Genomic DNA, 26,751 nt, shown 5'->3' with positions numbered 1-26,751 from the left:
ATTTGATGTTAACGTAAAGGATGTGTTCAAAATGAAAAAAGGCCACATAAAAACAGCTGTTATAGCCTTTGTAGCAGGGTTATCAATGGTATGTCTATTTAAAGGAGCAACTGTACAAGCTTCTTCTCTTCCTGCAAAATATGATATGAATTTAGAATTTAATGCAGAGAAAAAGAACTTAACGGGAAAAGAAGATATATACATTAACAACAACAGTGGTTCTGACCTTAAAACACTGGAATTCCATCTATATGCAGACTCATACAACAAAAGAGAAACCATGCCTTTTTACAATAGTTCTATGGGGGACAAGCCTCTTTTAGAGGAAGAAAAAGGTGATATATCAATAGCAAAGGTTATCGTAAATGGAAAAGAATTAAGCTATACTCAGGACAATGAACTTCTTAAAATATCTCTAGATAAAGAGCTTAAAAAAGGTGAAAATTTAAGTATATCTATACAATTTAATCTAAAACTGCCTAATGGGGTTTTAAGACTTGGATATTCAAATGATGTATATTCATTTACAAATTGGTACCCGATACTTTCAATGTATGATTCAAAGGAAAATAAATGGGATGAAAACTCATTTAATATTATAGGAGAATCAAATTATAGTGATACGGCAGAATACAATGTAAATATCAAGGTACCTAAAAATTTCACTGTAGTTTCCACAGGTAAGGAATCAGAAACCTCTTCAGAAGGTAACACTAAAATAATGAATCTAAAGGCAAATGATGTAAGAGACTTTGTAATGATTATGAGTCCATATTTTAAATCTGTATCTAAAGAAATAGATGGTATAAAAGTGAATAGCTATTACTTGGACAAGGATAATAATTCAACACTAAACACTGCTAAAAAAGTTTTGGACTCTTCTGTAGATGCCGTTAAATTTTTCAGCCAGCAGTTTGGAAAGTATCCTTATGAGGATTTAGATATGATTGAAACATATTTTCAAGGTGGCGCTATGGAGTATCCTCAATTAGTCCAAATGCCAAAATATCCATCGGACACTGAAAATTCTTCTAATAATAGCTCCTTTTATATGACATCTTTTATAAAGGAAGCTGCAGTTCATGAAGTTGGACATCAATGGTGGTATGTAACCGTAGGTAATAACGAATTTAAAGAACCATTCTTAGATGAATCTTTGACTTCATTTTCTACTGCATACTTTTTTGATAAAACTGAGGGACCATACTCCCAATACGGTATCTTAAGTAAGCTAAGATCTTCATTTGTAACAACCAATGAAGGAGCCTATGGCGGAATAAAAATTCCATCTGCTGCCTCAAGTGTAGACAAGTACGACAACATGATGTCCTATAACATTTCAATATACGGAAAAGGTGCTTTAATATTTGAGGACTTAAGAAATAGAGTTGGAGATGCGAAATTTAAAGAAGTATTACAAGCTTATTTTAAGGAGTATAAATTTAAAAATTCGTCTATTGATGGACTTTTATCTATAATAGAGCAAAAGTGTGGAAGTTCTGTTAAAGAAGCTATAAAAAATGCTATATATTCGGATAAATACAATCCAGAAAATTTAAAAGTGACTAATGAAGATTTTGAAAAAATCTCTATCGAAAGATTAAAGAGTTCAATAAAGGCTTCAGAGGATAGCAAAGGGGTTGTATTAGGAAGTTTATTTCTTAGAGCTGCACAAGGAGAAAAAGTTATAATTGTTACTCCTTCATCCCTTAGTAAAACAGAAGAAGCATTAATTGGAGATAATTTAAAAAATTATTTTAGAGACTTATACGGAAAAGTATTAATTAAAAAAGACAAAGACATTACCGAAAAAGACCTTATTGGTAATAATGTTATGCTCTTAGGTAATCCACAGAACAATAAGTTATTTGATTCTATATCCAAATCTCTTCCTATTTCTATAAATAAAACAGGAATATCTTCTAGCAGTTTTACTATAACTAATGAAAATATAAGTGGATTTTTAGTAACAAAAAATCCTAAAGATGAAAAAAAGGTCATGGGAATACTTTTCTGGACAAAAGATGGTTCTGAAAACTTTTTCTTTCATCCTGAGATGGATTCACAATTTACAATTTCCATAGATAATAAGCAATTTATGAACGGAAATTTTTAATTCTTAAGATTAAAAATGCGGCAGAGTTTGCCGCATTTTTTCTATAGATTAGCTTTTAATTTTGGGTTCTGGTATATATGTACCTTCTAACACTCTCTTTAACTTTCTAAGAAAATAACCTGATACCATCGGAGATAAAGCGATAAATATTAAATAAAATCTTAATATTGAAGCATTTTTAAATACAGTTAATAATACAATTAGTATAATTCCACTTATAACCCTTCCTACATTAAGTGCTATATCTTTATTAATCATATATTCTATTCTCATATCCTCTTCATGAGCTTCATTTATGACATTAAAGGTAGAGGAAGATAGCTGTATAATAAAAAACGGCAGAAAAAACGCATCCGCTACAGTATAAATTAATAATGTTTTATATTCTATACTTATTGCTAAGCCTACAACAGCTGCAAAAGAGCCTATTGTTCCAATGAGTATGGAAATTTTTCTTCGAGCTGGCTTAATTATTTTTTGTACCAATATATAAGATGCTGAAGATATCAAGGAAGCAGTTAATGTAAATTTTCCGAGGGAAAGTTCGCTTTTAGTAGTCTCAATAATTAATATATTTACTAAAAAAACGATTATTACATCTCTAATTCCCCAGAAAACTGTAGCCTTCTGAATAACTTTCCACTCATCGCAATTACTTGAAAATATTTTTTTATAATTAAGCTTACTAGAATAATTATTACACTTCAAAATCATACTAATTAAAATAAGCAGTAAAAATATAGTAAGAGTAGCAGTAAAAACTATATTATACCCTCTTATACCAGTAAATCTATTGATTATATACGCAGAAGTTATCGGAGCTATTGCTGCAGCAATTCCGCAACAGCTTCCGTTAAATCCATTAAAGGTATCCCTATTGTTAACATTAGTAAGGTCAAAGCTTAGCGTGTTAAAAGCTAACCAGTAAAAGCCTACCGCCACTCCAAACACAATCCCAAGGCCATATATGTATGGTACCCCTTTATTTCCTACAAATAATATCAACCCATAAAATAATGCATAGGTTAATAATCCTAATCTTAAGGGTAATATACCATTTTTCTTTTTAGCAATTATTCCAGCGAAAAGGAAGGTTATTGGTGTAGCTATGTAATGAATTAAGTTATAAATTACAATTACAACAAAATCATTGGTTTGTCTCCAGAAGAAAACATTTATAAAAATACCTGATAGTCCTGTAGCAAATGAGAACAGCATACTTACAACCAATAGAACTTTAGCATTTTTGCACATAAGGCTCTCTCCTTCAACTTCATTAGTACCCTTTTATTATGTGCATAATATGCTATTATATCAGTAAATAAAAAAGAGATATATCAAAAGTAATTTGACATATCTCCTTTTTATTTTAATTAATTGTAAAATCCATTTTTACAGGTGCTATAAGCTTAGATGCCTTTCCATCTTTTTCTACAGACTTAATATCTTTTATAAATAATGTGTATTTTTTCCCTTTTCCATAGGATGTATCCGGCTCTACTTTTATAGCCTTGGTATTTTTATCATAGCTAACTTTTATTTTAAATTGATGATTTTCCTCATCTAAAACATATATATTAGCTGTATTAACTGTCAAAGGGTCTAACTCATCAGAGAATTTAACTGTCCAAGCCTTGTTATCAACTACTTTATCCTTTTTCTGCAATTCTATAAACTTACCTTTCTCTTCCTTTGAGGTTAATACATTTTTTATTACCATAAAATTCTTTTTATTTTGTTGTATTTGAGTTTCTCCACCTACCACACAAAGGTAATTCTGCTTTAACACAGCGTCCATAACAGGAGCAAAGTTCCTTATATCTTCTGCAGTGGTTGATACAAGTTCTTCCCTTTCCTTTTGCATATCAGATTGTTTAACTCCTGTTAAGTACAATCCATCTGCAATCATACCATCTGCTGCAGGACCTATTAACGAGCTTAACATACCAGTAGAATTATCAACTTTTCCTGCTGCACCAATTATATAATTGTTCATTTGTTTCTCATCCGCTTTAAAATTCCTTAAATATTCAGGAATTTTATCAAAGGTATCAATAGTCTCTTTTAAATTAGGATCTCTGTAGGAGGATAATATAACACTACCATTTTCTATTCCTATATTAGCACCGTAAGCTCCACCTTTAACTCTTATATTATTCCATAAATAATCACTTTGTAATATGTTTTGTAGTACTATCAACTTGCCGTTTTGTGTGTATCCCGCTTTTTTAAGATCCCCTCCTTTAACTACATACTGAACCTTTGAAGGTATGATTAGACCTTCATTTATTTTTGAGCTATCAAAAGTGTATTTGTAACTTGTTAACTTATTATTCTTTAGTGAACTGGTTAATTTATTCAAGCTATCAGTAAAACTTTTATAGTTTTCATCATTACCTGTAATACTTGCAATCATATCTTGCTTATTAAATATAGCATCTCTGACCTGCTGCAGGTTCTTAACAATTTCATCACCTTTACTATCAAAATTTTTATCTAAATCACATAAGAAAGAGTAGAATCCTTCATTTTCATATGCTTTATATTTTCCTGATTCAGACATATAGGATGCAACTCTTTCTGCTGCCATACCATATCCGTTATATGCCAAGCCCTGCTCTTTTTCCATTTTTATATTATTCACTATTTCTTTTATACGAGTTTTATCATTTAAATTGCTGTTAAATATAATTTCTTGTAAAAGCTCAAATCCTTTAGGTATGTTTTCGTTTAACCCTATTAGGTTAACACACATTTTAGGAGAATAGGTATCATTGTCTCCGTATTTAACTAAGCAATTAGTTGAAAAACCAATTCCACCTGAATTAATCAACGTCTGCTCTGCTAATTCTTCTTTAGAATAGTTTTTTGTATCTACATTTCCAAGAATCTGGCTCAATAAATAAACATAGCCTAGTTTGTCTTGTGGAACCTTCGTAGTATCAAAGTACAAACCTACATAGTCCACACCATTTGTATTTATAGGGTGTTGAAGTACCTTGACACCATTTTCACTCTTTTCGATAGTTTTATATTCTTTAACATTTTTATTTATATCTTCACGTGTAAGGGTAGGTAAAGTATTTATTTCCTCTTGTGTAGAGGTTGCTGCCTGCCACTTTTTAAGCTCTCCTGTATTTTTAACTAATTCATCTATCTTATCTTTTGAAAGAGAAGCTTTGTAATTAACTAATTTAGCTTTTAATTCACTTTCTTTCTTCTCCTCAAGTCCTGGAACTGGCTTTAATACTACTAGCGAACTATGCTTATTATCAATAAGATATTTTTTTACCAAATCTTCCATATATCCTTTTTCAAATTTATTTTTAATATCTGCCATATCAGAATTCATATTCAAATAAGCTGTAGGGTCTCCACCATAAAGCCAACTTCTCATAATTAGCATATTATATGATAGAGCAAAATCTCCTTTTAACATTCGATGTGATAAATCATATACCTTAGAAATTGAATTTACTAACTCATCATCAAACCCTTTTTCAACTATGCTTTGCAATGTATCATCAACAACTTTTTTGAATTTTTCCTTTTGATTTTCATTAACATTTTCTGCTACTATGCTTAGTACTGGCTGAATATTTGAATTATCAAATCTAACACTTACATCTTCTCCAAAGCCGTTATCCTTTAATGCTTTTTTAATAGGTGATGACGGTATACCTCCAAGTAATGTTTGAATAAATGCAAAAGCTTCTACCACCTCTTTATTGGTAGATTTATCAATTACATAATTTAAGCTTAAATATGTTTTATTATCAGTAGGCGCCCCTTTAGGCAGTGAATATTCCACTGTTTTTTCTGCTCTCTGGGCGAAAGGCTTTTGAAGTTGAAGCTCTGTCTTAACTTCTTTTTTATCAAAATTATTTAAGTATTTTTCACCAATGAATCTTAAAGTTTTTTCAATATCCATCTTTCCATACAAATAGAAGTAACTATTAGCTGGATTATAGTTATCATTATAGGTCTTTACAAGCTCCTCATAAGTTAAAGTTGGCATATCCTCTGGCAGTCCACCAGATTCGAATTTATATGAGGTATCAGGAAAAAGTGATTGTTCTATACTTTTATTTAGTATCCTATCGGGCATTGAATAGTTTCCCTTCATTTCATTGTATACTATGCCATTATATTTTAACTCACCATCTTTAGAATCTAACTCATATCTTATGCCTTCCTGCTGAAAAATTCTTTTATCCTTTAATACATTAGGATAAAAAACTGCATCTAAGTAAACACTCATTAGATTTTGAAAATCCTTATCATTTTTACTTGATACAGGATAAATAGTGCTGTCATTTGAGGTCATAGCATTCAAGAATGTGCTCATTGATTGCTTACCCATTTGATTAAAAAGATCTTTAACGGGATAATTTTTTGACCCACAAAGTACAGAGTGTTCTATTACATGGTTTACTCCTGTATTATCTTTAGTTGGGGTTCTAAAGTTTACACACATCATTTTGTCATCACTGTTACTTTCTAAATATATAAGATGCGCTCCACTTTTTGGGTGAACATATGTATATGAATTGCACTTCAAATCTTCTATCCATTTCTTGGATTCTAATTTAAATCCACCTAATGAATTGCTTTCTGCTGCTGTATAGGATGCTTGTACACTAACTCCTGCCGCTTTAACACTATTTGGTCCTTGTATTATCAATGCTTGTGATATAAGCATCGTTGACAATGTAATTGCTATTAAAAGCTTTGTTTTCTTATTCATTATAATCTCTCTCTTTCAAACAAATTTTCCACATATAATCTTATATGGAAATATAACTTACAATATCATAATATATTGTATATCATCCAGTCAAATTCCTTTAAATGGTGTATAAAAAAATTATTTCCTGTTTATTACGCTTTTATATGTCTATCGTAATTTATATTATTATTTGAAAAAAACTTATTATTAATTCAAAAATATTTTACGCATAATCAAATAAATAAGAGACCAAATATGCGAGAATACTGGTCTGTTATTTATTTGATTATGCCTTAACAAAAATAAATAATTAAAAGGTGCGGCAATACAACCGCACCTTTTAATTATTCATATATGTCCGAAAACTCAATCTGAACACTCTCAATATATTTGGAATTCATATCTTTATAAGATGACTCAGGTTCTAAGTCCTTCTTCTCTTCTACAAGAGTCACTGGCAATTCAATTATAAATTCACTACCTTCTCCAACCTTACTTTTAACATATATCTTCCCGTCATGGAGTTCTACAAGTGATTTTACCAGCGCCAGACCAATTCCACTTCCTTCACCTCTTCTTGAAATAGGCCTATTCACCTGAGCAAATCTTCCAAAAACACTTTCTAATTTATCTTCAGGAATTCCTATTCCAGTATCCTTAATAGATATTTTAATTCTATCTCCTAAATCATAAATATTAACAAATATACTGCCGCCTCTCTCAGTAAACTTAATTGCATTTGATAGTATATTTAATACTATTCTTTCGATTTTATCCGAATCAAAGGCCATATATTTTTCTTCTACTTCTGTATCAAAAATTAAATTTATATTTTGAGATTCAGTGTAACTGGCAGCTGATAAAACTATCTCTTCTATAGCATATATTATATTGTCATTAGCCAAATTAAGTGCTAAATATCCTCCGTCTATTTTAGTGGTATCTATTAAATTATTTATTAATCTTAAAAGCCTCAAGGTATTTTGGTTCATGATATTTAAATATCTATTTATGTCATATCCTTCCCCACAGCTAGTTAACTTTATTGATTGAAGTAACTGTGTTGTACTCCATATTACATTTAATGGAGTTCGGAGTTCATGAGAGACATTGGCAAAAAACTCAGTTTTAAGTTTATCATACTCTAATACTTCAGTAAGCATTCTTTTGTTTTCTTCAAAGTTTTCACTTAGCTCTTCTACCTGTTTTGTTGTATTTTCAACCTGGAACTGCAATTTTATAGCTTCTTTAACTGAGTGCTTTAAATCTATAAGAGTTTTTACTCTAGTTAAGAGCTCAGAACGCTCAAAAGGCTTTTTTAAATAATCATTGGCACCACATTCAAAGGAAACAACTAAACTTTCAGCCCGATTATCAGCTGTCATTATTAAAACTGGTAGTTCAAGTAAAGAGTATTTTTCTCTTAATAGAGTACATACTTCAAAGCCAAGCATATCAGGAAGCATTATATCTAGGATGACAAGATCTAAATCCTTGTCATTAGCCACCTTTTCTATTGCCTCTCTGCCATTAGCAGCTGTAACAACTGTATATTCTCGTTGCTCTAAAGAATGTTTTAAAACTCTTATATTTATCGGCTCATCATCTACAATTAATATTCTTTTACCGTTTTTAGGTACTTCTTTGCTACATTCATCATTTTCTTTGTAGTCCCGCATTTCATTTAACTCTTCTTTGTCTGTATCTATTTGTAAGTTATCTATCTCACGATTATAGGAATTATGTTTTGGTAATGTAAAAATAAATTTTGAGCCTTGGTCTACCACAGATTTAACCTTTATTTCTCCGCCGTGAAGCCTCACTAGCTTTCTTGCTATATGCAACCCTAAACCTGTTCCTCCATATCTTCTATCTATTCCTTCACACTGTTCATAGGGATCAAAAATTTTATTAATCTGCTCTAATGCTATTCCTATACCTGTATCGGATACAGTAATTTCTATGTAATCTCCACTTTCCGCCGTTGATACTACTATCTCACCAGCATCAGTAAACTTTACTGCATTTCCTATTAGATTATACAGAATTTGTTCAATTCTGTTTTCGTCCCCATAGATAGGAGGAGTATTATAATCTATGTTATTAATGATTTTTAAATGCTTATTGCCAATAAAAGGTTCACAAAACTTTATGACAACATTAGTAAGCTGTCTAATATCCACAGCTTTCATTTCAAGGTTTATATCATTATTTTTAAGCTTTGAGAAATCCAAAATATCGTTTACTAAATTAGATAATCGCTTAGCACTAGCCTCTATTAAATTTAAAGTTTCTTTATTTCTCTTACTTAGAGACTCTGGCAATTCTGAAGACAAACTCTGAGATAATCCAATAATGCCATTTAACGGCGTCTTCAATTCATGGGACGTATTAGCTAAAAAATCATCCTTTAGTCTATTCACAGATTTTAGTTTTTCTGTCATTTCTTCAACACTAGAAAATGCTGTTGAAAATCTATCTGCTAACACATAGGATTGAGCTAAAATAAAAATAAGCATTCCTAATGGAGCATAGGAGTCAGTCTGAATTATCGAATATTCATATAAAATATCATTAAGTCTTGTTATAAATAAGATAAATACAGCAACTATGACCATTGGATACCCTTCACCTTGTGTAAGATACCTATAAGATAAGTTGCACAAAATGTATAATAATAAAAAGAGTGCTACTATTTCAAAAGGAAATAATAAATTATTATAGTTTACAACAGGTAAAAGCAATATTATGAGAAAGTAAGCTATTCCTACAATCTTAGAAAATTTAACTATTGATTTAGATATGATTTTAGGGTAAAAGCTATCTATAAAAAGTACAAGCATAGGTATATAAAGAAAAAATGTCCATAGAAGAAGCTTTGTATTTAAAACATAGTTCATATTAGGAAATATACTGTAGATTAATCTTTCTCCAACTAAAATAGTTCTTAGGCCTACTAAGGCACATACTATAGCAAAATACAAAGGAGCTTTGTTCTTTTTTCTTCTTAGAAACATGGCAAAATGATATATAACGGCTACTATAGTGCTGCCAAAAAGGAATAAATCGAATCCTAATTTTTTAGCATTATATCTGCTAATTTGTGATTCCGTTCCCAATAAAATACTGTCAATTTGTCCTGTACCATAATAAAAATTACTTGTTTGAAGGACTATATCAAGCTCTCCAGTATTGTTATAAAAAGCACCAGTGCTTGTAGCAACTTTTGGGATCATCTCTGCTCTAGATGTTCCTACAACTCCAGACCCAGCTACAAGTTTACCATTAATCCATATTTTATGTGCTGTTTGAATAAATTCTGTTTTTATAGCATACAAGTCCTCTGCATTATTGGTAAGAACTTTTAAACGATAAGTAGCATATCCTTTGCCATCTAGTTGTTTTTCTGTATATTTATATGTAGAAAAATTTCCTGGAATATTAATTACTCCTGTTTTCTTCAAATCACTTTTATTTTTGAAATCCTCTGGAGTTAAAAGTTGATTATAGTAAATTTGCCATTGTCCATCTAATTTAACAATACCTTGATTTTTAAAATCCCAATTTTTTAAATCTAAAACACCATCCTTAGCTATTGGCTGCGCTTTGAAAGCTTCAGTGTTTTTATTAATAAACATTAAAAGCAATATTAAGCATATAGATAGTGCTGTACATATTAGAACTGCCCTAACAATAGCAGGCTTTAACTTCCGCATAAAAATCTCCTCATAATTTATTTTTATAACTTCTAAAGATATTTTACCAAAAATTCAGCCATTATTCTACCAATTATAACATTCTTCTTCATTTATTGATTAAAAAAATTGACAAAAAACTATTCTAATAGCAATATTGACATAGTCTTTTTTATTATTACGTAAAAAAGTAAAACAGTTTGCATATAAGCAAACTGTTTTATCTTTACATATATATTATATTATATCTAAAGCTATATTTTTTAGATGCTCTAATTTACTTTCATAGTCAACAAAAGTAGAATCATATACTTCTTTAACCATTTTAAAGTAATTTATAAATTCCTGCTGCTTCTCTATACTTATATTAAATCTTGCTGCTAGTCCCATTAAAAACTGTATCTCTTTTTCATCATATGCTCCATCTGATAAAGCTAATCCAACTAATTCAAAGTATATTATATTTTTAATTCTATCTGTGGATCCCTCTAATTCCTTAATAGCTGATTCAAAATCTAGCTTTTTTATATCCTCTTTAGACAAAGAAAGTTCTTCGATATATTCTTCTAATAATTCCTTTTCATTTTCAGCAAATACTTGGTCTATATTAGCCAAAACTTCAACCAGATTAACAAATGCAATGGCTTCTTTTTTATTAAATTCACTTAAGAACATCTCTACATTCCCCCCTATACAATATTAACGAACACTGACCATAACCTCTCGAAATATACCCTTTACCAATTAATTGAAACTTGGACCAAATAAGATTTAAAACTTACCTTGCTATTAATGGATTTAAAGAATTGTTAGGTGTAAAATTATCCATCAACATAATATTACACCATAATAAGCTATTTGTTAATATTATATCCTTTAGCTTTGCTTATATTTTTGTAATTCTGAATCTAAATCCACTTCTTCAAGCTTTGCAAACTCTTTATCTAAAGAATCTTCCTGTCTTAAATCTTGTAATCCTTCTGCAAAAGCTTCTTTCTTCTGGATTTTTCTTTCTATATCATCTAAGTTTATCTTATTATTTCCATCGTCTACATTAGCTAAAATTTCATTAACCTTTTTACTTGCCTCAGCATTGTTATATCTTGCAGCAGCCTCATCTCTATAAGTCCTTGTTTTCCCAATTTCCTCTTCTAAATCTCTTAATTTTTTCTTAATAGCCTCTCCTTTTTTTACTGCATCTTCATAACTTGTTTTTAATGAATTATAGCTCTTATCAGCCTCAAGTTTTTTAGCTAAAGCTTTTTTAGCTAACTCTTCATTACCTTTACTCATCGCAAGTTTTACTTTTTCATCATATTCTTCAGATTCTCTTTTAGCATTATTCATTTTCTTTTCATTCTCACGAACATTACCTAAGATTTGCGCAGATGAAAGTTTTGCTTGATTTAAACTTTCTTCCATATCTCTTACCTTTTGATCTAAAAGCTCTATTGGATTCTCTACCTCATCTAAAGCGTTGTTAACCTTTGCCCTAAAAATATTTGATATTCTTTTAATCATTCCCATAAAAACATCCTCCTAAAGATTATTTTTAATTTTTTAATTTCTTGTTCAAAAACTATAATCCTATTATATAGTTATATATACTATTTAACAATATTAGTTTAAACTCATTTCCACTTGTTTTCGACTATTTATCTATTATTACTAAGCTTAATCTCCCAATATCTAAATATATCTAATATTTTGCTCAATTTCCCAAGGTATATATATCCAATTTCCCTAATTGACTTAACTAATGTATTCATAGAGGTACATCTGACAGTACAGAAGATGTACTTCTATAAATACCTCTAATAATCCAAGCACCCAAGTTGTATATCTATAGCTTAATATCTTAAATTATGCAAATAAAAAAAGGCATCACTGCCTTTTATACTTTATATTTACTCTTATTTATTTTCTATTGATTCTCTTTTCTCAGCAAGATTATTATTTAATTCTACTCCATTTGGATTAATCTGAGTAAAATCCGTTACTGTTGTTGTTGCAAAATTGAACACTCCAATATTAGCTGCTTGTGCAACAGCATTTTGAAAAGCATTTTCGAAATTGTCTAAGTCTCTTATTTTTTCACTCATAGCTTTCACCTCTTTTAATGTTAAGCTATCCAAAATAAACTTATGCTATTCATGTTGGTGAATACCATACAATCTTTCTGTCAAAAATTATAATAAAAACTTAAAAGGTATATAATAATTATGGTGCAGTAAAAATATTTTAAAAAATGTTTATGGTAGAAACGAGGAAAATAATGCTATTAATAAAAAATACTTATAAAAAATATAAACACTTTTTGTCCTTAACTATATTCCTATTTTTAACCTTATGGTTTGCTTATCTAAAAAAAACTATAATTCCTGAGCATATTATGTATTTTTATCTTGATTCTCAAATACCTTTTGTGAAAGAGTTTGTTTTAGCCTATTACTTTTGGTTTGCATATATGGCTATTGGATTTCTATATCTTGGGTTTGCATCAAAAAGAGCCTTTTACAGAATGGAGCTTTTTCTTTCGTTAGGCATGACTATTTCCTTTATAATATTTATACTATATCCAAACGCTCAATTTCCCAGACCAAGTGTACCAGGTAATGATGTTTTTTCTTGGCTAGTTAATTTTATTTATGATCATGATGGCACAAATAATGTATTTCCAAGCATTCATGTTTGCAATGCCATTGGAGTTCATATTTCACTAATTAATTGTTATGAATTAAAGGATAAAACATTACTTAAAAGCTTATCATTTGTGGCGGCACTATCAATATGCGCTTCCACAGTATTTATAAAACAGCATTCAATTATAGATGTTGTTGGAGGGGTTATTCTTGCTACAATAATTTATATATTTATTTATCAAACACCAAAATTATTTGCATCTTCACCGAAGATAGATAACATAGAAAACTAAAACAGAAAATTCTAGTACTATTCTATATTTATTAAATTCCAAAGAAGATAGTTTATGCAAATATAAAACTTAAATAATTCCTCTGTAGACCTGGTTCCAATTTCCAGAAACATTGATTTGACTTACTTCTTAACATATATTAAAATATATGAGTACAAAAGCATACAAAAGACAGTTCGTAACCATCCTGTCTATAAACAAAACTAGGACGTAACTACCGGCTTAGGTAGTTTTTTGTTTAAGGGCAGTTTCTGCCCTTTTTTATTTTAGGAGGAATTTACATGTATATTTTAAAAACAGAACATAGTTTTGATAGTGCTCATTTTCTCGCTCAATATGTAGGTAAGTGTGGAAATATCCACGGACATAGATGGCGAGTGGAAATTGAGGTACAATCTGAAACATTAATAAAAGGTGGTCAACTTGACGGTATGGTAGTGGATTTTAGTGACCTGAAAAAAGATGTTAAAGATATGATAGATTATTATGATCATGCATTAATTATACAAGAAGGAACTATGCGACAAGAAACATTACATTGCATACTTCAAGATGGATTTAAAGTAATAACAGTTAACTTTAGACCTACAGCAGAAAATTTTGCTGCTTTTTTCTTCAAGGAAATAAAGAATAAAGGCTATAATGTAAAAAGATCTACTGTTTACGAAACTCCTACTAATAGTGCTATATATGAAGAAAGCGAGAGGAATTCCAATGAGTTTTAAAGTAGTTGAAAAATTTATAAGTATAAATGGCGAGGGTTCTTTATCCGGTCAATTAGCAGTATTTATAAGATTTGCAGGCTGTAACCTAAAATGCAGCTACTGCGATACAGAATGGGCAAATAAAGATGGCGTGACCTATGAATTAATGACTAGTGATGCTATATATGAATATATAAAATCTACTGAGATTATAAACATAACTCTAACTGGAGGTGAGCCTCTTCTTCAGAAAGACATAATAGAATTATTAAATAAACTCTGCAGCGATGAGACACTTAATATTGAAATAGAGACTAATGGCAGTGTGCTATTAAGTAAGTTTTTTGATATAGAAAATCCACCAGCCTTTACTATGGACTATAAGCTTCCTTCAAGTGGAATGGAGGATAAAATGATATTAGATAACTTCAAATACTTAACTTCCAAGGATACAGTTAAATTTGTATCTGGCAGTATTGAAGATTTGCAAAGAGCCAAAAATATAATAGATAAATATAAACTTGTAGATAAAACTAATGTATATATTAGTCCAGTATACGGAAAAATTGATATGAGCGAAATTGTAGAATTTATGAAAGACAATAAAATGAATGGGGTAAACTTGCAAATGCAGCTTCATAAAGTTATATGGGCCCCAGACAAGAGAGGTGTGTAATGTAATGCCAATCGATACAAATGCAATCGAGGAGCATATTAGGGGTATTTTTATAGCATTAGGCGCAGATCCTAACAGAGAAGGTCTTAAGGATACTCCTAAACGTGTAGCTAAAATGTATGAAGAAATATTTGAAGGAATGCTCTATACCAATGATGAAATTGCGGAAATGTTTAACAAAACCTTTGAAGATGATTTATCTTTTAAAGAAAGAACTGATACTAATGACATAGTTATGATGAAAGATATAGAAATATTCAGCCATTGTGAGCATCACCTAGCATTAATGTATAACATGAAGGTCGCAGTAGCATATATACCTAATAAAAAAGTGATTGGGTTAAGTAAAATCGCTAGAATAGCTGAAATGGTAGGACGAAGACTCCAATTACAAGAAAGAATAGGTACAGACATAGCTGAAATTATTGAAAAAATAACCGATTCAGATGATGTAGCTGTTATTATAGAAGGCGAGCACGGATGTATGACTACCAGAGGTGTAAAAAAGCCTGGTACTAAAACAGTATCAGTTACACTAAGAGGAAGATTTAATATTGACCCAATGCTAAATAATAAGCTGATGATGCTTTATAAATAAATATATGGATATTCAACCTCGGTGTTTGACTTATTAGCAGTATTCATAGTGGTACCTCTTATGTACTGTCAGATGTACCCCTATAAATACCTTAGTTAAGTCATATATCAGAGTTAGATATCTATAAAGAAACTAGCTAGAAAGTTAACTTATGCAGAGGGATATGTTTCCAAAGCTGAAGTAGATTTAAAAACTTTGTGCCAGTCTTAGTAAAGGGTTTTAAGAGAACCTTAGAACTTTAGAGTTGTTTGAGCACAGCGGCTTAATGTTATATGAAACTCCTCTTCCTTACGTCAGAGGAGTAAGCGACTCGCACAAAATCATAGATTTTGGCTCTCTGCTTAACGTGCTGAAGCTTGGAAACATATCCGGTTGTATAAGTTGACTTTCGGACTTTTTTCCTATGGAGATATCTTAAACTTAGTAAATATGCCTTGTATAGTCTGTAAAACAATCAATACAAACCTTTTTCCCATTCATAAGTCTTATTTTGTGTTCTGCTGCAGATTCTCCGCATTCTTCGCAAACTACACTGGTAAATATTCGTGCTTTTTCAGGAAGCTGAAAATTAGGCTTTTTAAATTCAAATAATTCGTCATAAGGAGCATTCAGTATGCGCTCTATTTCCTTTTGTCTGTCTTCGCCTTTCTTTCGAGATTTAAGAACAATCCTAATACCATCGCCATTCTTTCTATTAAAAAATGTAAAGACCATTTTTCCTGAATCTTTATGTATCAAGTTTCCCTTTCCTATAGAGCAGCCTGTCAAAACCTGCACCGCATCTACACAACAAGCATCATTCTCAACTACACATACTATTTCTTCATCCTTTGAAAAGCTCAATCCCATCTTTTCTTTCACTGCTTCACTTACCTTGTAGCCTATAGCTAGTCCAGGACATTCATGTCCATGAAAATCTACGCATTTTTTCCATAATTCATTATTCATTTTTATACCCCCTCAAATTCAATTAATTAGATTATCTACTAAATATTATAACTAAAATAATTTATAAATTATAGAATTTTCCATTTATATTATTCAAACATGGACAAAAATGCACCTCCAAATATTATATGTATCTAACATTTGGGGTGCACTTAAATTCCGTCTATTTTTTTATCCGATGACTACCCGCTCTAATACTCCCTCGCACTCTGTGAAAGCGATTCGCACCAAATCGGAGATTTGGGCTCTCTGCTTTTCTCAAGGTGGGAGTATTAGAGCGGCTACATCCCTGGATTCGTTCAACTAAACTTCAGATGGGGTCTAAAACCCCACCTGAAGTAAGTTTCACTTTATCTTAAGAAAATTAAGTTTTATAAGCTGTATACACAGCAAAAGCGAAAGAGATATAGCTAAAACATAATATGATAATACTATTTCAGTATTTAGTTTAACCGTAAAAATAATAGACAGTGCGTTAACTACTATATACACTAAACAGCATTTAAAATTAACTGATTCTCTATACGCTCTAACCATAGTAATGATAAATAGTACTAGTATAAAGAGTAAACCATAAATTATCCAAACTTTTAAAGATAACTTATTATATACATCATTCTTATATGTTAAAGAGCGCATTAACCCCATCTTTTTATCAGATAGATAATAAATAATAAGAGAAAATGCTATTAAGCATGCTTGAATAATAGTACCTAACCATTTTAAAAAACTTTTTATTCTCATTGTACTTATTCCTCTAGTATTAGTTTCCTATTGTTGTTTTTTAGGTTCTCCTGTTTCTATAGGATTTGCTGGGTTTCCAGTGTTTCCACTCCATTCATTCCAACCACCATCATAAAGTGATATGTTTTTTAATCCCATAACATCCGCATAAGTTAAAACCTCTGCTGCTCTCCAACCTGTTCCACAGAAGAAAGATAATCTTTGCTCTGGAGTAATACCCCATTCTTTCCACATAGCAATTATCTCATCTTGATTACGCATTGTATTGTCTACATTTCTATAATCATCTAGATTTGAATTGTCTGTACCTGCATGACCCCATACTGAACCAGCTGGACGTCCCTTTGGTTTTATATAGTCATATCCTGATGTCTTACCAATATGTTCATCCCAGCTTCTAATATCAACTAATTTACTCCCTTGCTTGTCTGCTATTATTTCTTTAGCTTGTGGTAAATCAACAATGTAGCCTTTGTTTGCAGGAACTGTTGCTCCAAAAGAAGCTACAGCAGTTTTCTTATTAGATGTTTTTTCTAATTCATAACCTGCATTTTTCCATTTTGCAGTTCCGCCATTTAATACTCTAACATCTTTTACACCCATATATTTTAGTATTGCAGCAACTCTGAAGGATGGCATTGAATCAGCTCCATATAATACAACTGTAGTATCTGTTGTTATACCACTACTTTCTGCAAATTTTTGAAGTCTATCATCAGAAATACGATTCCAAAGAGGTCCTTCTTCAACTTCATCAGTATTGATATGTACTGCTCCCTTAATATGACCTTCTTTTAAATAGTCTGGTGACTTTGTTTCATCTCCCCAGGAAACTTCAAAAATCTTGTATTCTTTACCTTTATAAGTTTCTGGTTTTTTGCCATCGACTAAATCTTTTACCCATGATGCTGGCACTAACATTTGATAGTTTGTATATGCTTCCATTGGCATACTTTCATCTTTAGCCCACTCTTTTACGTCATATGTATATATATTTTTATATCCCTTTTTAGATAAATAATCTCCAACTTCTTTAGCATCTTTTCCATTGGCATCATAAAGAACTACATTCTTTTCTGCTGATATTCCCTTAGTCTTTAGGGCATCATCTAAACGCTTGTCCTTATCTTTATTATCTGCTTTTAACCAAGCAGCTGAGAAATCTGTTGCTCCTTTAATGTGTCCTCCTCTTTTTACGCCATCTAGTGTCCAGCCATTAAATGCATCATTTTCTCTTGTATCTACTACTACCCAATCGCTTTTCCCAATTTTGTCTTTAAGCTCTTTAGCAGTAATAGTTTTAGCTTTTCCATCTTCTTTAACTTCTTGCTTACTTCCACATGCAGCTAATACTGTCACTGAAAGAGATAAAGTTAAAAGTATACCTAATAATTTAGTACTTTTTTTCAAGATTATTCCCTCCTAATATCCTTAGTCTTTATAAGCTCTATGGTCCCTAACTATAGAGTTTACTATCACTTAATTAATAAGTAAATATATAATTCCTCTATATTAAATTTTCAAATAACCAGTTTTAACTCTATTACAAAACCAAATAGATTGCATGTTTTTTGGTTATAATAATAGCCTTAATTATCTGAACCACTAATGTCATATAATTAAGGCTATTGTTATAGAGATTATTGATCTTTTATAAACATCATTTTACTATCAGCTGTAGCGACAAGTTCATCATTGCTATTAAAAGCCTCAGCATACATATTTATTAAAGTATTTCCCTTATATTTTAAATACACATTAATCACAAGCTGGTCTTTTTCATAAATCGGTTTATGATAATTAGTATTTAAATCTAATGAAACTGCCTTATTTTCTGTAGAAAGAAAACATAACATGCCAAAAGCGTTATCAAAGGCTGCAGAAATAAACCCTCCCTGCATGGACTTCACCGGATTTAAATACATCTGTAATACAGGAAACTTTATCTTAAGCTTTTCATTTGGCACATATTCTAGTAAAATTGGCTGCATTAACTCAAAACAACTTGCTGTTATTTCTTCAAGGGATGTCAACATATACTCTTTTCCAATACTGATTAAAGCTTTTTCTATATATCTCATTTCACCCATTTCTCCTTTTACTATAAAAAATATTACACTTAATATAAAATTAATAATTCCTTATATAAACTCTTCTTATACTGATATGCTTTTTTGCATAGGTATCTTAATTTTCATTGCTAATGTGAAATTCATTATGGCTATACATGCTCCGGCAATGAATACATACTCATACCCAAAAGCATTCCAAATTAAACTTCCTAACCATGGAATAAACATTGACACTACATGGTCCATACTGATTCCCATGGATAAGGTAGGTGATATATCTTCACTATTTACAGCAATTTTTTTCAAATAAGTAGCTCTGGCCATGGTAGCTGCCGTAAGGAGCTGGTCTACTACAAAACAAGCGCAAGTTATATATAAAGCAGTATTCGTGAGTAAACCAGTTCCCGGAATACTTTTTGCGAAAGCATAACCTGTACATACTAAAATAAGCAGCAGTGCCTCTGCTGTTAGTACAAACCTTTCTCCCATACTATCAATAAGATAACCAACATAGGGTTTAAAGAAGATTCCAATACCTGCAGTAAAAAACCCTAGTAATGCAAAAGTACTAACTCCTTGATTAAATATCTTAATAAGTACCCATGGACCAAATGTTATAAATATCTGTTTTCTTGCACCATTTAATATACTAAGATAATAAAATAAGCTATATTCTTTTTTTATAAACAGCTTCTTTATTTTACTCTCGCTTTTATAGGGTGTCATTTTAAATATTAATACTGCAGAAGCCATATACGCTATTGCTCCTATTGAAAAGGCAACTCTATAATCTAATTTTACATATCTTAGTACGATTGCAGTTATAATACTTGTTACAAGAAAAGCGGCAGTATTAAGCCCATTTATCTTTCCAAGTATCTTTCCTACATCCCCTTCTTCTGCCAGCTTCATCCCTATACTATTTTGTACTGGCATTAAAAGGTGCTGCCCCATGCTGTATACAATGACCCATAACATAGTTATCCCAAAACTTTTTGATAAACAACCTATAGCAAGCATCCCCAACGCAGAAAGTATATTTGCTACAAAGGCTATTCTTATATCCCCTAAGAATAACAGCATTCCTAAAACAAATACTACCATAATCCCTGGAAACTCTCTTGGCAGCTCCATTAAAGTTCTTTGTGTAACAGTAACATGAAAAACATCATTAAAAAAATTATTAAAAGTTGAAGAATCAATGCTTTGGCTAATCCCCATAAATGCACCGGCAATTAAAAACAATGTAAAATCCTTTTTTTTCAATTGTATATCCCCCTATGTAGTTCATCAATATTTATTATTTTATCATACATAGAATAAGCTAACATCATAATTGGGTAAAATATTTAGACTACAGGTTTTTTTAGCAAACTAAAAATCACTTAAGCAAAAAACTTACTTAAGGAAAACATTAATTTATGAATAATTACTTTACTTTACGAGAAAATATTATATAATAGTAATATAGATGTAATTACAAAACTTACATTATAATCTTAAATTATATAAATGAGGTGATTTTTATGAAAAAAGTTGAGATATACACTAGCGATACTTGTGGCTACTGTCATGCTGCTAAAGATTATTTTAATCAGAATAATGTTCAATTTACTGAATATAACATCTCATCAAATTCTGAGGCTAGAAAAGAACTTATGAAGAAAGGATATAGATCTGTTCCTTTAATTGTAATTGATAGTGAGGAAATCCTTGGATTTGATAAAGATAAAATTGATTCAATTTTAGGATTATAACTAACAAGGCATAGAATTTAATTCTATGCCTTATTATATTACTTTATGCATTCCAATCTCAACTTTATTGCGGCCACTATTTTTTGCCTTATAAAGAGCTTTATCCGCTGCTTCTATCATCTCATTATATTTTATATGTTCTTTTGCTGATTTGTAGCATATTCCTATGCTTATTGTGACTCTAATAGATTTATTACGTACATTAAATTCATGTTCCTCAATACTTTTTCTTATCATTTCACATAACCTTAAAGCTTCACCTAATTCTATATCTGGAAAAACTATACCAAATTCTTCCCCTCCATATCTACCAACTATATCACAAAACCTAACAGAACTTTTTATAATAGATGAAATTTCTCTCAAAACCATGTCTCCAGATGTATGTCCAAAGTTATCGTTAATTTTTTTATAAAAATCAATATCAAGCATTGCAAAACAAATTCCTTTTTTAAGTTCCAATTGTTTCTCATACTCTTTTACAAATAGCTCTATTAGAACTCTATGGTTATATAACTCAGTAAGCCCATCCTTCATGGCTAATTCTTTCAATTTATCTTGATGAGTTTTAAAGCGTAATGCAGAGTTTACCCTGGCAGACACCTCCACTTCATCTATAGGTTTTCTTATATAGTCAAAAGCTCCAAGCTCCAAAGCTTTCTTTATATTTTGGCTTTTAGTTTCTGATGTAACCATTATTATAGGTATATCCTTACTTTCATCCTTTTCCTTTAATAATTTACAAACTTCAAAGCCATCAAGCTCAGGCATAACTATATCCAATAAGATTACATCTGGGTTAATTCTATTAGCTAACTCTAGCGCCTTCAACCCATCAGTACATGCAAATACAGCATATCCCTCTCTTGATAATATGTCTATGAGAATTCTTAAATTTAATTTTGTATCATCTACTATAAGTATTGTTTTAGTCATTATATTTATCACCTATCCATTTTCCTATTTATTAATAGTTTAATACGACTAATTACTGTGATAATATGTTTATTTTTCTTTTGGCTAATGATTCTAATGAAAAACTTTTATTCAAAAACCGACACATTTCACCAAATAACATACTTAATTTTACCAAAGGAAGTTATACAAAGTAAATAGCAAATTTTATCCAAAGCTTTTATATTACTAGTTAAATAAGATTAAAGTATAGAATAAAATCAAAGGGAGCTTAAAATAATAAAAGCAACTATTAGCTTGCATCACACAAACTGCTCTAAACATGAAACTAGGCATTTCTTCGTAGTGATTTAACATTAATTTAACATTGATAATATAAATAAAAGATAGTAAGATTGTGTAATACTTTAATATAACCGGAGGAGCATAAAAAATGTTTAACGAAAAGAAAACACTAAATCTTTATACAAGCATAGAATCTTATAACAACTCTGAACCAGATATAGTCATTGAAGATGCAATCATTGAGACTCAAAGAGAAGGTTTTTTAGTAATAAGGGATTCTAACAATTATACTCATATAATAAATGTAAATAAATTCGTAGCGGTAGTTTACTAGGGGGGCAAATGGAAATTGAGTTTTTTAAAGGATTTAGAATTATATCCTATATATATAAAATGGAGAGAAGGTACAGATGCCTTTGAATGTTTCCTTAAATCAACAGCCTTTGTATCTTTAAAGAATTATCCAAACTTTGAATTAGAGAATCCTTCTATTTCTCTAGAAGAAAGTATACTGTATGATAAGATTAAGACAATAATAGATTCAAATAATACATCAGATACCATTTTTCTTTTAGATATACCAGGACATCAGAGTATATTATTAGGATATTTACTTCAAAATAACTTGAATATTAAACCTATACTAACGCTTAATCTGCTTTTTCATCCTTACGGGTTAATAGGCAGCAAGAAGCTTATAGGTAATTTACTTCTTTGCGGGGATAAATTAAATAGTATTGATCCTAAGGGATATATCTTCATATTAGATAGTGGAAGATATTTATTGGAGTCTGATGGTACTGAAAAAAATTCATTTAACAACCAATACGAAACTACAGAAGAAGATATGCCAAATGTAGACTTATTAAAAGAACTTTGTTATTCAAAGGTCGTTTATATTTACTCTGATAAAATAAAAGAAGATATAAATTGTTATCTTGATTATCTGGAGCATTTTGATATTAAAGTAAGCAAGTGTAAGATTGGAGAATGTTAATATTATGGACAAGAACAATTCATGGAAACAGAAATCTGCTGCGTTAACCTTAGCCGTATCTATGGTTATGGTTAACCCTATAGCCTTATCAGGCTGCAGTTCTTCTAACAATACAGTAAAAAACTCTACAAATCAAAATCAGAATGTTAACAAGGATAAGGATAAAGATGAAGAAGAGCAACAAAGTGGTTATACTGGCGGTGGTGGAGGCGGTTACTATCACAGTTCCTCTCCTTTTATATTTAATTCATCTAATAAAAGCAGCAGTGGAAACTCTACTGTATCGAATGAATCTTCTAGCGGCTGGCATGCGTGGACAACTCCTTCTTCTTCAGGAGGATATTCAGGAGTACATGCTGGTAGCGTAGCAGGCTAGTTATAACAGGAGATGATGGATTATGTATGAATCTTTAACGGATAAATTATTATTTGATTATTATATGATAGATAGCAGAAGAAAAGATAGCATATTTTCTCCTGCTCCCTTTTATTTAGAAAAGGAAATTGCACAAAGTATGAAAGACTCTGCGGAAATACTAGATATTTTACTGCAAAGGATAGTTGCAAATATTAATACTAGCTTTAGTGACTTTATAGATTTTATACCTGACTTTAATTATAAAAGAGATATTTTAAATCTAAAAGTTCCTTTAAGCCCTATATTTTGGGTCCGATTTGATGCTTTTATAAGAGAAGATGGTGGCGTCTTTTTCTCTGAATTTAATTATGATAAACCCTGTGCTCAAAGAGAAATCTTAGCAAGCGAATATCTATATGCTGAAAATAATATTAATAAGGGTTTTAAGGAAAGCTTTATCAACTCCTATAAAAATATAGCTTCTCAATTCTTTAAAGAAAAAAGAACCTTCAATACTGCTATATTAATAGATCCTTGTCACCTAGAAGAATCTAGACTTTCCTATTTATATACTGAACTGCTAGAGGACAGTAGCTTTCATTTCATAGCTGTTGGTCCTAAAAACTTGAAAGTAGTAAATGATGAACTTATTGCTTTTGGCAAAGAAAAGATAGATATAATACTAAGACAATTCCCTACAGAGCACTTAGATGAAGTAACAGATATAGACGCTATACTAGATTTATATGGCAAAGAAAAAATACTCATATTAAATGATCCCAGAATTATTGTAGGTCAATGTAAAAATTTATTTTCTTTTTTATGGAACCTTGTTTCAAATAATGATTATAGGTTAACAAACATTGAAAAAGAAGTAATACGAAAAACTATTCCCTATACTGTACCTTTTAGAAAAGAATATATCAATGAAGTTATAGATAATAAGGATAAATATGTATTAAAACCAGTATACGGGAGGTACAGTGAAGATGTATTTATAGGAATACTTTATAACAGAGAAGAATGGCTAGAAGTTATAAACTATGTACTAAAAAAAGACAATAGTTTCATATTACAAGAATTCTGTCCTATTCATAAAGATTCAGTAACTGCTGCTTCCAAGCATCGCCATATACCTAAAGAAGCCTTTGGAAACTTTGGAGTTTACCTCATAGAGGGGAAGGTTAAAGGCTTTTGTACAAGATGGAACGAAAGCTATCTCACTTGCGACGAAAGTACCTGGATAACACCTATAGGATTAGGCGAAAATCCTTTAAAAGTTGTTAAACCAAACCTTCAGTGCAGAAAAGAGTTATGGGATAGGGTAACAGATAGGGCTATGATGGAATCTGGATTTACAGGAAGGTATTTTAGAGATAAAGAATATATTGGATTAGATAGTCTTTTAATAGATAAAAATAAATTTTTAGAATTAAAAAATGCATCAGAAGCCCTTTGTCATATTTTTAAAAAGGCTCAAAAATTAGTTATTGACAATATTGACACTTTTTCTCCTATATTAGGAATTTCCGGTTTAAATAACTTAGCTGTTCAAAACTATACAGACTCTCTTACTTTTCTAGGAAGAATGGACTGGTGCCTTAACAGCAAAGGACAGTGGAAGCTTTTAGAATTTAATTCAGAAACTCCAGCTGGTCTGGTAGAAAGCATAAGCATAAGCAAAATTATAAAAGAAGAGTTAAATATTAAATATGAAAATCCAAATGAAAATATGGAATATCTATTAAAGAATGAGTTCCATAAAATAATAAAAGATTACGAAAAGGTGAAAAAAATAAACAATATAGCTATTCTATCCAGTACCTATTATGAGGATTGGTATAATACCAGTGCTATATATAATTTGGTTAAAAGTCTGCCCTATAATATCACAATGGGAAACATTTTTGATGTTAAAGTACATGAGGATAAACTATATTTATATAATGAACCTATAGACGCTGTGTTTAGATATTATCCTTTAGATTGGTTTTTAAAAGATGGAAATGAACAAATACTTAAAGCTCTAGAGTTTAATACTTTAAGTATAAATCCTCCACATACTATAATAACTCAGTCTAAGGCATTTCTAGCACTAATTTTCGAACTAAAGTTGCAAGGATTCTTCTCCGAGGAAGAAGTTAATTTAATTGATAAGTATATAACTCAAACATCCTTTGATGTAGAAAACTTAAACACCGTTGATATATGCCTAAAGCCTCTACTGGATAGAGAAGGTAATGGAGTTCTACTTGGTTGTGATGTTTTTGAAGAACCTGAATATGATTTTGTGTTTCAAAAAAGAGAAGATATCAGACCTTTAGACTATGTTACGCATTGTACTACAGGTGAAGATAAGAAGTTATTATACCCAATAATAGGAACATATATAGCCGGTGATAAGTTTTGTGGAGCGTATACTAGGCTTGGTGAATTAATTACTACAAGCTCTTGTATATATGCACCAATATTTTTGAAGCAAGATCTTAATTCAAATGGGGGTTCTTTTACCTCATCTGAATTTTAGAGCTGCAAATGCATGACTTATGCCAAGTCAGTCAGATAAAAATAGCATGAGGAGATTTTTATGAGTAAAAAAGATAAATCTTTAAGCAATGTTACATTATCAAGATCAAAGTCAGCTGAAATAGATAGCTCTATAAGGACAATTAAAAAAGTAGTAATATTTTTTTTAGTTATATTTACTGCTGTTGCAATATATTCAATTAAGCAATCTAAAGAAAAAAAAGATGATAAAAATCTTGTAGGCTACACATTAAAAGATGAGAAGTTAGTTGATAGCTGCAATTTGATTTCTGTTGAGGGTTTTTATCTCGGAAAAGGTGCTCTAAAGGGCGAGGTGCATTATATTTTTCAAGCAGAAAAGAATGGGGAAAAATCGAATAACGTAGATGTGCCCGAAAAGGAAATAGAAATAGTTTATGTTTCATCAAATAATTCTACCGAAAAACCTGGAACTGTTAAAGCCTATACGAGAACCTATACTAAAGAAGATAAAAACAAGGTGTTAAAAACACAGAGCAGGTATTTTTATAAGGCTTATATTCCTCAAGGTACTATTAAAGACTGTGGTGAACTTACTACAGATTCTGAAAACAATGATGAATAAAATTATATTGCAGCAAATGTGATTTACATATAATATTGTATTAATGCTAAATCTAATATAAAAATTAACCTAAAACTATAATTGTTCGATAG

General features: G+C 30.5%; 22 protein-coding genes. 11 read left to right on the top strand and 11 right to left on the bottom strand.

Annotated features, from left to right (window positions below; all coding sequences use genetic code 11):
* Nucleotides 1–31 precede the first annotated feature (31 nt).
* Complete coding sequence (locus tag I6U51_RS20770; protein ID WP_211144473.1) at nt 32–2,116, top strand: M1 family metallopeptidase; 2,085 nt, start codon at nt 32–34, stop codon at nt 2,114–2,116.
* 48 nt (nt 2,117–2,164) lie between these two features.
* Here I6U51_RS20770 and I6U51_RS20765 read toward each other — a convergent pair whose 3' ends face one another.
* From I6U51_RS20765 to I6U51_RS20740, 6 genes are all read right to left on the bottom strand, one after another.
* On the bottom strand, nt 2,165–3,370 hold the full coding sequence (locus I6U51_RS20765; RefSeq protein WP_211144472.1) for an MFS transporter: 1,206 nt from the start codon (nt 3,368–3,370) through the stop codon (nt 2,165–2,167).
* A 115-nt stretch (nt 3,371–3,485) separates the two neighbouring features.
* Nucleotides 3,486–6,863, bottom strand: a complete 3,378-nt coding sequence (locus I6U51_RS20760; RefSeq protein WP_211144471.1) for an insulinase family protein — start codon at nt 6,861–6,863, stop codon at nt 3,486–3,488.
* Between the two features lie 326 nt (nt 6,864–7,189).
* Nucleotides 7,190–10,561, bottom strand: a complete 3,372-nt coding sequence (locus tag I6U51_RS20755; RefSeq protein ID WP_211144470.1) for an ATP-binding protein — start codon at nt 10,559–10,561, stop codon at nt 7,190–7,192.
* 216 nt (nt 10,562–10,777) lie between these two features.
* Nucleotides 10,778–11,215 (bottom strand): hypothetical protein, encoded by a 438-nt coding sequence (locus I6U51_RS20750; protein ID WP_211144469.1) that lies wholly within the window; start codon nt 11,213–11,215, stop codon nt 10,778–10,780.
* A gap of 201 nt (nt 11,216–11,416) precedes the next feature.
* Nucleotides 11,417–12,067, bottom strand: coding sequence for a PspA/IM30 family protein (locus tag I6U51_RS20745; protein WP_211144468.1), 651 nt, complete (start codon nt 12,065–12,067; stop codon nt 11,417–11,419).
* 386 nt (nt 12,068–12,453) lie between these two features.
* Complete coding sequence (locus I6U51_RS20740) at nt 12,454–12,642, bottom strand: hypothetical protein (protein ID WP_178906674.1); 189 nt, start codon at nt 12,640–12,642, stop codon at nt 12,454–12,456.
* A gap of 152 nt (nt 12,643–12,794) precedes the next feature.
* Between I6U51_RS20740 and I6U51_RS20735 the strand changes: the two genes are divergently transcribed.
* The 4 genes from I6U51_RS20735 to folE all read left to right on the top strand — a co-directional run bounded on the left by I6U51_RS20735 (nt 12,795) and on the right by folE (nt 15,453).
* Nucleotides 12,795–13,475 carry a phosphatase PAP2 family protein gene (locus tag I6U51_RS20735; protein WP_211144467.1) on the top strand — a complete coding sequence of 227 codons (681 nt, stop codon included), beginning with the start codon at nt 12,795–12,797 and terminating at the stop codon, nt 13,473–13,475.
* Nucleotides 13,476–13,756: 281 nt separating this feature from the next.
* A complete protein-coding gene (gene queD / locus I6U51_RS20730; protein WP_211144466.1) occupies nt 13,757–14,200 on the top strand; it encodes a 6-carboxytetrahydropterin synthase QueD in 444 nt (147 codons plus the stop codon).
* Entirely contained in the window at nt 14,190–14,855 is a 666-nt protein-coding gene (gene queE / locus I6U51_RS20725) for a putative 7-carboxy-7-deazaguanine synthase QueE (RefSeq protein WP_211144465.1), read from the top strand. Before queD ends, queE begins: the two co-directional genes overlap by 11 nt.
* A 4-nt stretch (nt 14,856–14,859) precedes the next feature.
* The gene (gene folE / locus I6U51_RS20720) at nt 14,860–15,453 is read left to right on the top strand and encodes a GTP cyclohydrolase I FolE (protein WP_211144464.1); all 594 of its coding nucleotides are present in this window, start codon (nt 14,860–14,862) and stop codon (nt 15,451–15,453) included.
* Nucleotides 15,454–15,873: 420 nt separating this feature from the next.
* On the opposite strand, the gene I6U51_RS20715 is transcribed toward folE, so the two are convergent.
* The 4 genes from I6U51_RS20715 to I6U51_RS20700 all read right to left on the bottom strand — a co-directional run bounded on the left by I6U51_RS20715 (nt 15,874) and on the right by I6U51_RS20700 (nt 20,483).
* Nucleotides 15,874–16,401, bottom strand: a complete 528-nt coding sequence (locus I6U51_RS20715; protein ID WP_211144463.1) for an FmdE family protein — start codon at nt 16,399–16,401, stop codon at nt 15,874–15,876.
* Nucleotides 16,402–17,172: 771 nt separating this feature from the next.
* On the bottom strand, nt 17,173–18,555 hold the full coding sequence (locus tag I6U51_RS20710; RefSeq protein WP_246517558.1) for a rhodanese-like domain-containing protein: 1,383 nt from the start codon (nt 18,553–18,555) through the stop codon (nt 17,173–17,175).
* 230 nt (nt 18,556–18,785) lie between these two features.
* Nucleotides 18,786–19,226: a PaaI family thioesterase gene (locus tag I6U51_RS20705; RefSeq protein ID WP_211144462.1), complete on the bottom strand. Its 441-nt coding sequence runs from the start codon at nt 19,224–19,226 to the stop codon at nt 18,786–18,788.
* A gap of 75 nt (nt 19,227–19,301) precedes the next feature.
* Entirely contained in the window at nt 19,302–20,483 is a 1,182-nt protein-coding gene (locus I6U51_RS20700; protein ID WP_211144461.1) for an MFS transporter, read from the bottom strand.
* A gap of 260 nt (nt 20,484–20,743) precedes the next feature.
* On the opposite strand from I6U51_RS20700, the gene I6U51_RS20695 reads away from it, so the two are divergent.
* A complete protein-coding gene (locus I6U51_RS20695; protein WP_211144460.1) occupies nt 20,744–20,974 on the top strand; it encodes a glutaredoxin family protein in 231 nt (76 codons plus the stop codon).
* Nucleotides 20,975–21,007: 33 nt separating this feature from the next.
* Here the strand turns inward: I6U51_RS20695 and I6U51_RS20690 are convergent, their stop codons facing one another.
* Nucleotides 21,008–21,910: a diguanylate cyclase gene (locus I6U51_RS20690; protein ID WP_211144459.1), complete on the bottom strand. Its 903-nt coding sequence runs from the start codon at nt 21,908–21,910 to the stop codon at nt 21,008–21,010.
* A gap of 412 nt (nt 21,911–22,322) precedes the next feature.
* Here I6U51_RS20690 and I6U51_RS20685 point away from each other — a divergent pair, with 412 nt between their 5' ends.
* From I6U51_RS20685 to I6U51_RS20665, 5 genes are read left to right on the top strand one after another with little or no spacing between them, the layout of a single operon-like run.
* Nucleotides 22,323–22,508, top strand: coding sequence for a hypothetical protein (locus I6U51_RS20685; protein ID WP_211144458.1), 186 nt, complete (start codon nt 22,323–22,325; stop codon nt 22,506–22,508).
* A gap of 15 nt (nt 22,509–22,523) precedes the next feature.
* A complete protein-coding gene (locus I6U51_RS20680; RefSeq protein ID WP_211144457.1) occupies nt 22,524–23,171 on the top strand; it encodes a hypothetical protein in 648 nt (215 codons plus the stop codon).
* A 4-nt stretch (nt 23,172–23,175) separates the two neighbouring features.
* Entirely contained in the window at nt 23,176–23,547 is a 372-nt protein-coding gene (locus I6U51_RS20675) for a hypothetical protein (protein ID WP_211144456.1), read from the top strand.
* Nucleotides 23,548–23,569: 22 nt separating this feature from the next.
* Nucleotides 23,570–26,056, top strand: coding sequence for a glutathionylspermidine synthase family protein (locus tag I6U51_RS20670; protein WP_211144455.1), 2,487 nt, complete (start codon nt 23,570–23,572; stop codon nt 26,054–26,056).
* A gap of 60 nt (nt 26,057–26,116) precedes the next feature.
* Entirely contained in the window at nt 26,117–26,659 is a 543-nt protein-coding gene (locus I6U51_RS20665) for a hypothetical protein (protein ID WP_211144454.1), read from the top strand.
* Nucleotides 26,660–26,751: the final 92 nt, after the last annotated feature.

Origin of the sequence: Clostridium aciditolerans, from assembly GCF_016316925.1 — a bacterium.
In the GTDB taxonomy this organism is placed as follows: domain Bacteria; phylum Bacillota; class Clostridia; order Clostridiales; family Clostridiaceae; genus Clostridium_AM; species Clostridium_AM aciditolerans.
This window is presented reverse-complemented; position numbering and strand designations above follow the sequence as displayed.